Source organism: Gynurincola endophyticus, assembly GCF_003991195.1.
Classification (GTDB): Bacteria; Bacteroidota; Bacteroidia; order Chitinophagales; family Chitinophagaceae; genus Gynurincola; species Gynurincola endophyticus.
In genome coordinates this window covers 159198-171879 of sequence record NZ_RCWL01000003.1, presented here as the reverse complement: position 1 = coordinate 171879, position 12682 = coordinate 159198, and the positions used below count along the sequence as shown (strand labels likewise).

The following is a 12682-nucleotide window of genomic DNA, read 5'->3' as shown; positions in this document are numbered from 1 at the left end:
ATACGGCTAAATCGATTTAGCGAAAACTTTAATAGAAATGATGAATCAAAATACTGAACAACAGCGTTTGATCTTAAATGCTGCTAAAAAAATTCCTTTAGAACTTTGGGGCCCTTACATTAGCGAACGTCAGTGGGGAACCGTACGAGAAGATGAAAGTATCAATGCTGACGCCTGGGGCTACCTGCCTTTTGAAGAAGCGCATTACCGTGCTTATAAATGGGGTGAAGATGCCATCGCAGGAATCTCTGATATGTCGCAGAACCTTTGTTTCGGAATTAGTATGTGGAATCACCACGACCCAATTCTGAAAGAACGCCTTTTCGGTTTAAACAATTATGAAGGAAATCATGGTGAAGATGTGAAAGAACTATACTATCATCTGGATAATGTTCCTTCGCATTATTACATGCGCTATTTGTATAAATACCCGCAAAAAGAGTTTCCTTATAAAGAGATTAAAGACCAGAATCACAAAAGAGGAAAACTCGATACAGAGTTTGAAATATTGGATACCGAAGCTTTTCAGAATAATGAATACTTCGATGTAGAAGTAACTTATGCGAAAGAAAACTCAAAGGATATTTTTATCAGAGTAGTAGTTACTAACCGGTCAGCCACCGAAGCTCCCTTTACACTCATCCCTACCCTTTGGTTTTTTAATCGCTGGCAAACGGAACCGAATCTGAAAAAACCGTCTATTCAACGAATCGATGACCAGTATGTAAAAACAGTACACGACAAACTGGGAAATTATCATTTTTATTTTCCGCAGCCTGCTGCGTCACTGATGACTGAAAACGAAACGAACTGGAAGTTGGTTTCTGGAAAAGGACAGGATATTTTCACGAAAGATGCTTTCAATAATGCTATTATCGGGGGCTTGTACAATGAAGCATTGATGTCGAAAAAATCAGGAACTAAATTCGCACCGGTATACCAAACTTCTATACCGGCGAACAATAAGAAAATCTGGTTTTTCCGGCTAACAAATAAAGCAGTTGAGAAGCCTTTTGATCTTGATATTGATGCTCTTTTTCAAACCAGAATGAAAGAGTGTGATTCTTTTTATGAGTCACTTACCGAAAATGTTACCGATAAAAATCTTAGGTCTATTCAGAAAAAAGCACTGCAGGCTCTTTTATGGAGTAAACAGTTTTATTATTACGACGTTGAAAAGTGGATTGAAATCTCTAATTACGAGCTTAAACAAACCGGTCGTAACAGCGGATGGAAACATTTAAAAAATGAAGATATTATCAGTATGCCCGATAAATGGGAATACCCATGGTATGCAGCCTGGGATCTGGCATTCCAGTGTGTGCCGATGGCAATGGTAGATCCTACTTTTGCTAAACACCAGCTACTGCTGATCATGCGGGAATGGTACATGAAACCCGACGGACAGTTACCAGCGTACGAATGGAACTTTTCAGATGTAAATCCTCCGGTACAGGCATGGGCAGCCCTGCAGGTATATCGAATCGAAAAACAACGGATCGGTAAAGGAGATATTCCATTTCTGAAGAGAGCTTTTCATAAACTGATTATCAATTTCACGTGGTGGCTTAACCGAAAAGATCCAAGTGGTAATAATATGTTCGAAGGAGGATTCCTCGGATTAGATAATATCGGTGTATTTAACAGAAGTCTTCATTTACCAAATGCAAAACTCGAACAGGCCGACGGTACCAGCTGGATGGGTATGTATGCCCTCAACATGATGGACATCGCATTGGAAATAGCCCTTTATGATAACAGCTATGAAGACAGCGCTACCAAATTTTTTGAACAGTTTGTACTGATTGCCGAATCGTTGAACGAACACGGCATGTGGAATGATATCGATAAATTCTTTTACGATACGCTTACCCTTCAGGATGAACAACCTAAACAAATGCAGATTTTTTCTATAGTCGGACTCACTTCATTGTTTGCCGTGTCTACTATTGAAAAGAGAAAGTTTGATAAACTGAAAGATTTTAAAAAACGGGTAGAATGGTTTGAGAATTACCGTAAGCGGAATAACAAATTCTGGCCGAATACGGAAAATGAAAACTCTAATTACCTGCTACTGTCGTTAGTTCCGAAAGACAGATTGTTAAACCTGCTCGACAGACTATTGGATGAATCACAATTTTTATCAAAGTACGGAATCAGGGCTTTGTCTAAATACCACAAAGATCATCCCTATACTGTTCAGATAGGCGGACAAATTTATTCTATTCAATATGACCCGGGCGACTCTACATCAGATCTCTTTGGTGGAAACAGCAACTGGCGTGGCCCCATTTGGATGCCGATCAATCACATAACCATTCACTCCATTCATAAATACGGCGAATTTTATGGTGATGATTTAAAAGTTGAATGCCCTAAGGGTTCAGGAAACTGGTTAAATCTTGAAGAAGTTGCAGCAGAACTCGTGCAAAGATTATTGAAATTATTCAGCCGTGACGAAAAGGATGAAATTCCGAGCTACGGTATTCATAATGCTTTTTATCAGCGACCTGAAAATAGAGACCTGCTCCTGTTTTATGAATATTTTCATGGCGATGATGGAAACGGACTGGGCGCATCACATCAAACCGGATGGACAGCTTGTATTGCCGAATTAATTCATGAATTATATACAAAAGATTAACGATCGAGAGAGACCTCCTCTCTCGATTTTTTGTATTCGAATTGTAAATCTTCGTGAAGTGTTTCCAGAACCTGGTCAATCTTTTTAAGCTGAGTTTTATACAAATTCATCATTACGGCGGAACGATGCACATCGTAGCCTGAATGTTTAAGCAGGTGAAGAAAATAAATTAATATTTCTGCCTGGGCTTCTTTCTGACCAATGTAGCGGATATGTTTATTAGCTATTCGTAAAACTTTCCGGATCGTTTTTTTTGCCAGAAAAGTTTGTTGTGTATTAAGCGTTTCAAATCCTATCTCCATTTCTTCTTTTACATGTTGAAGATAACCGGACAAATCAGATTCGTCAAAAAGCAAATAACTCAGCAATTCTTTATTTTCAGCTTTGAACCGGGCCAGCCTTAAACAAAGCTCTACCAGTTCTGATTGTTTTTTATCTTTCAGAGCCTGTTTTAAAACCTGAACATTTGCTGCTTTCATCTCAAATAACTTTTCTTTTCGTAAAACAGATTTGAATTCGTAAAATCTGATATCTGTAAAAATAACTACTTATAAATGATTTATTATCACTCATGACGATAAGAGAAACTGGAATAAGAAAATTATATATTATTTTTCTGACCCGGTTGTTTCAACTTATTTTTGACACCCCTGCACAGAGGTATCACATTTGTAGTAATTTTCATATATAAATAATTATATGTTATTGAAAAGGCTTTTTGTTTTATTGGTAGCGGTATTGCCTTGTTCATTGTATGCACAGGATGCAGACACTGCGTTTAATGAAAATTATTACGAATCATTCAGTAATCTGATTACTGCCAGAACTTATTTTTCGCAGAAATATACCAATTTTACGATTGCCAGTGGCAGTTCGCTCAAAAATCTGACTTATAACCCAAATACGACTTTAAATTTTGGGATAGGTGCTACTTATGAATGGTTCACTTTAAACCTGGCGTATGGATTTGGTTTTCTGAACGGAAATGACGAAAAAAAAGGCGAAACCAAATACCTTGATCTTCAATCTCATATTTATACCCGTAAGATGACCATTGATTTTATGGGTCAGTTTTATAAAAGCTTTTATTTACGCCCGCAGGGAAATGCGGCGCCAGACGCTTCTTCTTATTACATCAGGCCTGATATTAAAATCCGGCATTTTGGAATTGCCCCTTATTATGTATTAAACTGGAAAAAATTGTCTTTACGAGCTCCTATGATTCAAAATGAATGGCAAAAGAAATCAGCCGGAAGTATTTTACTGGGCGGTGATATTTATTATGGAGTAACGATGGCAGACAGTGCCTTTGTTCCTGCTTCCTTGTCACATAACTATGATCAGTTTGAGGTAAATAAAATCAGGTATTTTAATATAGGACCCGGAGCAGGTTATGCTTATACACACGTAATTGATGAACGATTTTATGCTACCGGAGCCATGACGATCAGTTTTCCGTTGGGCTGGCATAAAGAATGGACGGATAATGGCTATTCAAAAGATGTAAAGTTTTTGCCAAACCTTACCTACAGAGCGGGAATCGGTTACAACGATGAAAAAAAGAGTTTTGGCCTGATGTGGGTAAACTCCAGTTTTCAGACGATGGGCGAAACAGGAAAATATAAAGTACGCACCGGAAATGTACGCTTAACATATGCGTATAGATTTACACCGGGCCCAAAATTGAAAAAGAAACTCAAAATATTCGAGAAGAAAGATTAAACAACTGATTTCCTTTGGTTGTTAATTCTACATGAAAACAATTCGTTATAGTGTTTTAGACCAAACCCAGATGCGCAGTGATTTAAATGCGCACGAGGTTTTTGAAGAATCGGTTGAATTGGCACAATATGCTGAATCATTGGGTTTTACCCGTTATTGGTTTTCTGAACATCATAACTCCCGCACATTAGCAGGTGGTTCTCCTGAGATTTTAATCGCCAGAATCGGCCAGGTTACCAAAACAATTAAACTCGGATCGGGTGGAATCATGTTACCCAACCACTCTACGCTAAGAATTGCCGAACATTTTAAAGTGTTAGAAGCGATGTATCCTAACAGAATTGACTTAGGCATTGGCCGTGCACCGGGTGGAGACAGGCAAACCGCACAGTTGTTAAATCCTTCTAATACATTCGATCCCAAGCAATACGTTCAACAGATTGCCGAACTTCAGTTCTACTTTAATGTAGAAGAGCAAAAAAAGCCCGGTAATATCAAGGCTATTCCTGTGATTGACACGGCTCCTTCCATCTGGATGTTAACTTCAAGTGGAGAGAGCGCTTACCTGGCAGCACATTTTGGCGTGCCAATATCTTTTGCTCAGTTTATCAGCCCATATGGTGTACCTGAAGCGTTAAACGGATATCGTGAAAGTTTCAAACCTTCTATTCAATCTGCCTCCCCCCAAACGATGGTCAGCTTTTTTGCATTTTGTTCTGAAGATGAAACAGAAGTACATGCGATCGGTACTATGATGGACTATCGTTTGTTGAGTTTTGAAAAAGGAAGATTTGAAGAAATTCCGACCATAGAAGCAGCCTTAGATTATCCTTATAATGATTATGACCGTGCCCGCATACTGGAAAACCGCAAAAGAATGATTGTTGGTACACCGGCACAAGTAAAAGCACAAATACAAAAAGTTATTGAAGAAACGGATGCGGAAGAAATTATGTTTGCTACAATGACTGAAACTAAAGAACAGCGATTTGAGTCGTATCGCTTATTTGCAAAAGTGATAAATGAAATAAATGATGAATTGAAACTTGAAAAGTAAGTACGAATGATACTTTTTTCAGGATCAATGCTTAATTTCCAATTGCAAAAATCATCGTATGTCAACGCTCACCATTACTACTATTCAATCGAATCTTCATTGGGAAAATAAACCGGCTAATCTTAAAATGTTTAGTGATAAAATTGCCGGCATTGAAGGCAAAAAAGAAATTGTGGTTTTACCAGAAATGTTCAATACGGGCTTTTCAATGAAACCCGAACTTTTTGCTGAAACAATGGATGGTGAAACCGTAGAATGGATGAAAAAGATAGCTGCTGATAATAAAATTGTATTGGTAGGAAGTATAATGGTGAAAGAAAATGACCGGTTTTTTAACCGGTTGATATGGGCTTTGCCGAACCGGCAGATTGCACATTATGATAAGCGTCACTTGTTTGCCTATGCCGGGGAGGATGAACATTACACACCAGGTTCAAAGAGGTTCATTGCCAGCATAAAGGGGTGGCGCCTGAACGGATTAGTTTGTTATGATTTACGTTTTCCGGTTTGGTCGCGCCAACAAATGAATATTGAAGATGATTATGTAGAGCCGGAGTATGACATTTTATTATACGTAGCTAACTGGCCCGAACGTCGTAATCTTGCCTGGAAAACTTTATTACAGGCACGCGCAATCGAAAACCAGTCTTATGTTGTTGGTGTTAATCGTGTAGGAAATGACGGTAATAATATTTATCACAGCGGCGACACTATGATCATTAATCCGATGGGCGAAGTTTTATATCACTGCGAACATAAAGAAGAAATAAATACCATTACACTTGAGAAAAATGAACTGGCCGAAACAAGAACCAAACTACCGTTCTTGCTGGATGCAGATTTATTTTTGATCCACACGTAAATTGCTTAGATAATCTTTCAGATACAAGGTTACCGGATCTCTTTTCAGCCGGAAATCCATAAGTGTTACCGGTAAAGCAATATCAGGTTCAACGCCTCTTCCGGTTTGCTGAAGCGTTGAGTCAATTATTAAGCGGTATAAGGGAACATTGACATTGATTTTACTATTAGGTAATAGTATTTTGTAGCTACCCATTGCAGTGGTTCCATAAGCACCGCCACCGGTTTCTTCTCCTATAATGGTAACATTTTGTTGCCCCTTCATTTTTTGAGCAAAAATTGCACTGGCAGAATAAGATAATCCTCCGTTTAACACAAAAATTTGTCCGTCGAAGTGATTCTTTTTCTTCAAACGGAAAGTATGTTTTTCATAAAACTTCAAATGAAATAAACCTTTATCATCTTTTGTACTGAAGAGGTGAATGACTCTGTTTTTCCAGTAGTTGGTAATGTACTTTTTATAAGAAGAATTTCTCCTGATTCCATAAGCCTCCTGTGCCATATGAAAAGAGCTGTCTTTTACATATGATAAAAGTTTGGTAGTGCTGCTCATCAATCCACCTGTATTTCTGCGAAGATCTATTACGAGGTATTGAATATTGTTTTTTCGAAGTGCTTTAAAACTTCTTCTGAAAAAAATATCAAGATTACCATCATTTTTGAAAGTATTAATGGTCATAAACCCCGATGAAAGAGAGGTGTCAATTTGTAAGTTTCTGTAGCTATTCAGTTTTGGTAAAGCCGGTTTGGGAATGCTTGAAGTATCCTTTGGAGTTTCTTTTACTGTACTGTCTTTTTTTACAGGCTTTTTAACTTTGAAGCTGGCAGATTCGGTTTCCCCGAATCTATTTACGAATTCGATGTTCCAGATAGAATCTCTGGCTATAATCTGGTAAAAGTAAGCTGTTAAAATGATGTTGCCATTTAACTGACTGATTTTTCCGCTTTCGTTAAAACCGTCAGATTGAACATAATTTTTTAAAGTAGAGATAATTTCATTACCCGGGATATTATTGATTTTTTTTATAATAGTACCGCGGATAAAATTCTGATTAACGGTAGTATCTGTAACATTGGCTGTTACCAGGGTATCACCTATCGCTCTTAAATGAAAAGGATACACGACGCTCGGGCTGTTGTTACTTCTTGACAAATGATAACCCGAGAAAGAACAGGACGTGTGGGCACACTTAATCGGAGAAAGTGTGGCAGATATAAAATGTTTAAAATCAAAAATGGTCATGGAGTCTTTTAAAGACTCATATTGATTTTCAAAAAAATGATAGATAGAATCTTTGGGCGCAAACCAGTCAAGGCTGGGGTGCGACTCTTCTAATACCCCCTTCAGAACAGCAAAATCTTCGCGTAATTCTGAAGGGGATAATTTGGTAGATACAGGAATAGACTTAGTGGCAGAACAGCTGCTTAAAAAAATAAACAACACAAGTAACAAGCCGCAATAATTCCTGATCATACATTACTTTTTAAAAGCATTCCATCCCTGAGCGGTAATATTATGAGTACTGCCCCCTTTGGTGATAATTTTTCTTCCTTCTTCCAAATCAGTCATATAACCGATAACACTGATTTGTTCATTTAAAACGAGTTTATCGTATTCTGATTGTGGAATAGTGAACAATAATTCATAATCTTCCCCGCCACTTAAAGCGCAGGCAGTCGGATCTATTTCGAACTTAAAGGCGGCTTTTTTCATGTCTTCATGAACCGGAATTTTATCCTCATAAATCACACAACCTAAACCACTTTGTTCGGTAATATGAATGAGCTCTGAGCTTAATCCGTCAGAAATATCCATCATCGAAGTCGGCTTAACGTCGTTCTGTTCCAGAAACTCAACAATATCTTTTCTGGCTTCCGGCTTTAACAGCTTTCCGATAACATAAGCTTCGTTTTCAAGGTCGGGCTGAACATTTGGGTGTTCAAGATAAATTTGTTTTTCTCTTTCGAGAAAAAGCAAGCCTACATAAGCACCACCCAGATCACCGCTACAACAGATAAGGTCTCCTTTTTGAGCAGTGCTTCTTTTCACAAACTGATCAGGCTTCACCTCGCCGATAGCGGTTACTGAAATCACGAAACCTTTTTGCGACATAGAAGTATCGCCTCCGATCAGGTCAACACCGTATTTTTCGCAGGCAGCGTACACGCCTTCATAAAACTCATTTAATGCCTCAACACTAAAGCGATTGCTGATACCGATACTTAAAGTTATTTGGGTTGGAGTCGCGTTCATCGCATAAATATCGCTGATGTTTACAACTACTGATTTATAGCCCAGGTGTTTGAGCGGAGTATATACTAAATCAAAATGTACGCCTTCAATTAACAAGTCAGTAGTAATAACGGTTTGTTTACCGAAGTGATCAATCACTGCAGCATCGTCTCCTACTCCAACTATCGAAGAAGCATTTTGAAATTCAATATTCTTAGTGAGGTGTTGAATTAACCCAAACTCTCCTAACTCTGCGATTTCTGTTCTCTGTTGACTCATAACAAAAAGTTTATTGGTGAATTCTGGCTAACATGTCTTCGTGTAATATCGTATTGGAAGCAAGAATACCCGGTTGATAAACACTGTATTCATTTCCCTGAAGATCGGTTACTTTACCACCGGCCTCTTTTACAATAATATATCCGGCGGCGCCATCCCATGAATGAATCTTGTGTTCATAGTAAGCATCTAAACGACCGGCGGCAACCCAACACAAGTCTAACGCTGCGGAGCCAAGTCTTCTTACGCTGATACCGTTTTTAATAAATTTTCCTATACTGGTTAGCGGATCATTTTCAGACTCTACGTAGTTATAGGGAAAACCGGTAGCGATACAAGCTTTGTTAAGATCAGCTTTTTTGGTAACATGAATTTGCTCCCCATTTAAGGTAGCACCTTTTCCTTTTTCAGCAAAGTAAAATTCATTCATGAACGGGTTATATACAGCTCCCATGATAATTTCTCCGGCCTTTTCTACCGCAATGCTCACACAACAAACAGGAATACCCTGTGCAAAGTTCACCGTTCCGTCAATAGGGTCAATTATCCACTTGTATTCACTTGCCTGCTCCATTTCTCCAGACTCTTCACTTAAAATAAAATGATCGGGAAAGTGTTTACGAATTACTTCAAAAATTGCCTTTTCAGAAGCCGTGTCGGCCTCCGTAACCGGATTATAAGCACCCTCTTTATTGCTAATCTGTAAGTTTTTTGTATTGAAATAGTATTGGATGACTTTTGCACCCGCTTCCGTTGCTTCTAAAAGTACGTTCTTTAACATTCTGCAAAGATAATCCGATCAGTCTAAACAAAGTTATAAAAGAAGTATTGTAGTTGACTGTATCAGCTACTGAAATGGCTACCAGCAATTTTCGCAGTATGGTTTGTGCCGGGAGTTGTTAAAAAACACAAAACTTCTTTCTTTTTGGCCCAAAGGTTCTTATGATCTGTTAGTGTGATATTTCCAATAGCTCATAATAAGGTTTGCATGAGTTTAATCATAAGACGAAATGATGAATCGGCGTAGGCCACCTGATTAACGGTGCCACTTATATACAGGTTTTTTTCAGGGTTGCAAAATGCTACAGCACCGGAAAGTCCTGAGTGGCCAATGAGTGCCGGTATGGCTCCTGTAGGATTAAATATCCATAATAGTTTAAAACGGTGAATGCCTATCCCCGATTGAAGAGGAAAAAAAATAGGTTTCCATTGAGTTAATTCCTCAAGATATTCATACGGAAAAAGCACTCCTGTAAAAAAAGCATGCAGAAATACCATCATCTCACGAGACGTTGATACCATACCTCCATCTGCACCGAAAGACGACATGGCCTGAGGAATGTGCAAAATCTTGTTTTTGTAATATAACGGCTTTGGGCGTATATCCAGTTTATCCGAATATTGATAGGTTCTTTTAAGATTTAAAGGCTCAAACAGTTGTTCTTCATATACTTTCTGAATCTGTTCCTGAGAAATAAATTCTATTATTTTCCCAAGTAACTGGAAATTAGTGTCTGAATAATGCGCTTTATTTTTAGCTCCGGGTGGAAAAGGAGGCGGCAGACTTTTGCTGCGGGCTATCGCCTCATCAAACGTCCAGCTAAAATCAATTCCGCTCAGTAGTTGGTTTTCCCAACTATTTCCTGAGGCGTCTTTCTTTTGAAAGTAATCTGGTATTCCTGAAGTGTGCGCAAGTAAGTCTCGAATAGTAATTTCGTGAGAATAGTCTCTTCCCTTAACGACATTTAAGCCCGCTACAATATCAGAGGAAAGATATTTTCCAATTCTATCGTTTAAATCCAATAATCCTTGTGACCGGTATCGTAAAATAATCGCCGTAATAAATAACTTGGTCGTGCTGGCGATAAAGTATGATTGATCTGTTCCTAAATTTCCTGAAGCACCACACCAATTTTCTTTTCCATGCTTTATACAAAAGGAGGTACCAAATATTTTTTTATTGTCAACAGCACTGTCTAAAATTTTCTGTAGCAGCTTGTGTTTAATAATCATGAATAGCTTTGGGTTTAAATAATGTTAAGGATAACATTACCTGTTTTCTGACCGGTTTCAACATAACGGTAAGCGTCAATTATATCTTTCAGCGGATAACTTCTATCTATTACCGGAGTGAATAATCCATTTTCGGCAAGGCTCTTCAGAAATAAAAGATCCTGTTTATTTATAGACGGAATCGGAAAAAGTACTCTCTTTCCTCGCAACATAGGTGTTATGAATGCCAACCATATATTTTCAGCATTTTTTCCTAATTCCGTAGAGATATAAATGCCTTTTGGTTTCATTAAATGCCTGCACTGCCTGAAAGAGCTTTTGCCTACTGCATCGAAAACAAAATCAAAGCGATGAGTAATGGCGGTAAAATCCTCTGTTTCGAAATCGACCACAAGATCTGCTCCCAGAGATTTTATTAACGGCACATTTTTACTATTTGAAACGGCAACCACGTATGCACCGATCTGTTTGAGCAGTTGAACGGCAGCCGATCCGATTGCTCCGGATGCTCCATATACCAATACCCGATCATTCGCTTTTACCTTTGCAGCACGGATATTTCCAAGTGCGTAATGACTTCCTTCCGTCATTGCAGCTGCAGTTTGAAAGTTGAGTTTTTCGGGCATCAGTACCACCGCTTTGTTTTCCTGTATAACCTTGTATTCAGCATGAGAACCGAAACGCTGATCATCGTAGCCAAAAACCCGGTCACCCGGTTTAAAACTTTTTACTCCGGCACCAATATTTACCACAACTCCTGAGAACTCACATCCCAGAACCTGGTTCCTGGGATAAACTAATCCACTAAAGAAGCGCGATACAAAGTATTGTGCACTTCTGAACCCGGCATCAGTTCTGTTTACGGTACTGGCATGTACCTGAATTAACAATTCGCCGTCTTTTGCAGACGGAGCTGCTGTTTCGGCAATACTTACCACCTCAGCACCCCCATAGCGTTTATATACAGCAGCTTTCATGTAACTAAATTTATCAACTTAAACAGATCATTTAGCAGGCCTTTTTAATTTTATTGAACGTCTCTTAAAATAAGCAACGGTGTTTCTGTTTTACCGGTAAGGCCTTTGCTTATGCTACGTTTGAATAGTCCTTCAAAAAACCCATAAGATTTTGGTATGGTAATAATTAATCCAGCGCTTTCCTTTTCAGAAAACGTTGTAATTTCTTCTACAATGCTACTCCCTTCCGTGTAATGATAATCAGGATTGAATACATCCAGCATTGCATGCATTTTATATTGGTCAGTTACGGTTTGAGGACTAAATGCTTTATTTTTTAAAGCAACGTTTAAAACCAGTAGCTTTGCCTCAAAAGACTTTAACCACCAGGCTATAGCTGACACAGGAGTATTATTATTAACCTGCTTTAAGTCACAGGCAAAAACTATTTTGCGAATAGGAAGAAAGGAATATCCGTCTGGAATAATAAGCAATGGTACCGTACAGGAGTCAGCAAGCGCCACGGTATTACTACCTACCAGAAACTTTTCAAGATTGCTCTTGCCTGTTGCCCCGGCAACGACTAACCCTGCATTTCTTTGTTCAACCAGTTGTTGTACCCCGGATTCTAAGGGAAGTTTGTTAGTGATTGCTTCTATTGAAACATTATGTTCATCGTTCAATAGGTTCTTGATTTCATTTAGAGTGATTTCAAGCGCCAGCATACTTGCTTCATGCGCCAGAGTTGTATTGGTAATAGGTATCGATACGTCAGAAGATGCTGTTGCATTGTGGTAAGAATGATAAACGATGATTTCCGAAACTTTTACAACCTGCGCTAGTTTTGCTGCATATTTTACGGCATTCATAGCAGGAGCAGAAAAATCAGTGGTGATAATGATCGTATTCATAAAACA

Annotated in this window: 11 protein-coding genes; 4 read left to right on the top strand and 7 right to left on the bottom strand. The window is 38.5% G+C overall.

The window, feature by feature from the left end:
- The first annotated feature begins 37 nt into the window (after nucleotides 1–37).
- Nucleotides 38–2644, top strand: a complete 2607-nt coding sequence (locus tag D9O48_RS07280; RefSeq protein ID WP_126972166.1) for an MGH1-like glycoside hydrolase domain-containing protein — start codon at nucleotides 38–40, stop codon at nucleotides 2642–2644.
- Here the strand turns inward: D9O48_RS07280 and D9O48_RS07275 are convergent.
- Entirely contained in the window at nucleotides 2641–3123 is a 483-nt protein-coding gene (locus D9O48_RS07275; protein ID WP_126972164.1) for a hypothetical protein, read from the bottom strand. The two genes, D9O48_RS07280 and D9O48_RS07275, sit on opposite strands and share 4 nt — an antisense overlap.
- Before the next feature lie 220 nt (nucleotides 3124–3343).
- Here D9O48_RS07275 and D9O48_RS07270 point away from each other — a divergent pair, with 220 nt between their 5' ends.
- Genes D9O48_RS07270 through D9O48_RS07260 form a run of 3 tightly spaced genes read left to right on the top strand, consistent with a single transcriptional unit; the run spans nucleotide 3344 to nucleotide 6285 of the window.
- Complete coding sequence (locus D9O48_RS07270) at nucleotides 3344–4366, top strand: DUF4421 domain-containing protein (RefSeq protein WP_126972162.1); 1023 nt, start codon at nucleotides 3344–3346, stop codon at nucleotides 4364–4366.
- A gap of 31 nt (nucleotides 4367–4397) precedes the next feature.
- Entirely contained in the window at nucleotides 4398–5423 is a 1026-nt protein-coding gene (locus tag D9O48_RS07265) for an LLM class flavin-dependent oxidoreductase (RefSeq protein WP_126972160.1), read from the top strand.
- Nucleotides 5424–5481: 58 nt separating this feature from the next.
- On the top strand, nucleotides 5482–6285 hold the full coding sequence (locus tag D9O48_RS07260) for an amidohydrolase (RefSeq protein ID WP_126972158.1): 804 nt from the start codon (nucleotides 5482–5484) through the stop codon (nucleotides 6283–6285).
- Here D9O48_RS07260 and D9O48_RS07255 read toward each other — a convergent pair.
- From D9O48_RS07255 to D9O48_RS07230, 6 genes are all read right to left on the bottom strand, one after another.
- The gene (locus D9O48_RS07255; protein ID WP_126972156.1) at nucleotides 6265–7758 is read right to left on the bottom strand and encodes a S41 family peptidase; all 1494 of its coding nucleotides are present in this window, start codon (nucleotides 7756–7758) and stop codon (nucleotides 6265–6267) included. The genes D9O48_RS07260 and D9O48_RS07255 overlap by 21 nt on opposite strands.
- A gap of 3 nt (nucleotides 7759–7761) precedes the next feature.
- Nucleotides 7762–8796, bottom strand: coding sequence for a thiamine-phosphate kinase (thiL, locus tag D9O48_RS07250; protein ID WP_126972154.1), 1035 nt, complete (start codon nucleotides 8794–8796; stop codon nucleotides 7762–7764).
- Between the two features lie 10 nt (nucleotides 8797–8806).
- Entirely contained in the window at nucleotides 8807–9577 is a 771-nt protein-coding gene (locus tag D9O48_RS07245) for an inositol monophosphatase family protein (RefSeq protein ID WP_126972152.1), read from the bottom strand.
- A gap of 191 nt (nucleotides 9578–9768) precedes the next feature.
- The gene (locus D9O48_RS07240) at nucleotides 9769–10809 is read right to left on the bottom strand and encodes a serine hydrolase domain-containing protein (RefSeq protein ID WP_126972150.1); all 1041 of its coding nucleotides are present in this window, start codon (nucleotides 10807–10809) and stop codon (nucleotides 9769–9771) included.
- Between the two features lie 14 nt (nucleotides 10810–10823).
- On the bottom strand, nucleotides 10824–11786 hold the full coding sequence (locus tag D9O48_RS07235) for an NAD(P)-dependent alcohol dehydrogenase (protein ID WP_126972148.1): 963 nt from the start codon (nucleotides 11784–11786) through the stop codon (nucleotides 10824–10826).
- 50 nt (nucleotides 11787–11836) lie between these two features.
- Nucleotides 11837–12676, bottom strand: a complete 840-nt coding sequence (locus D9O48_RS07230; protein WP_126972146.1) for a universal stress protein — start codon at nucleotides 12674–12676, stop codon at nucleotides 11837–11839.
- Nucleotides 12677–12682 lie beyond the last annotated feature (6 nt).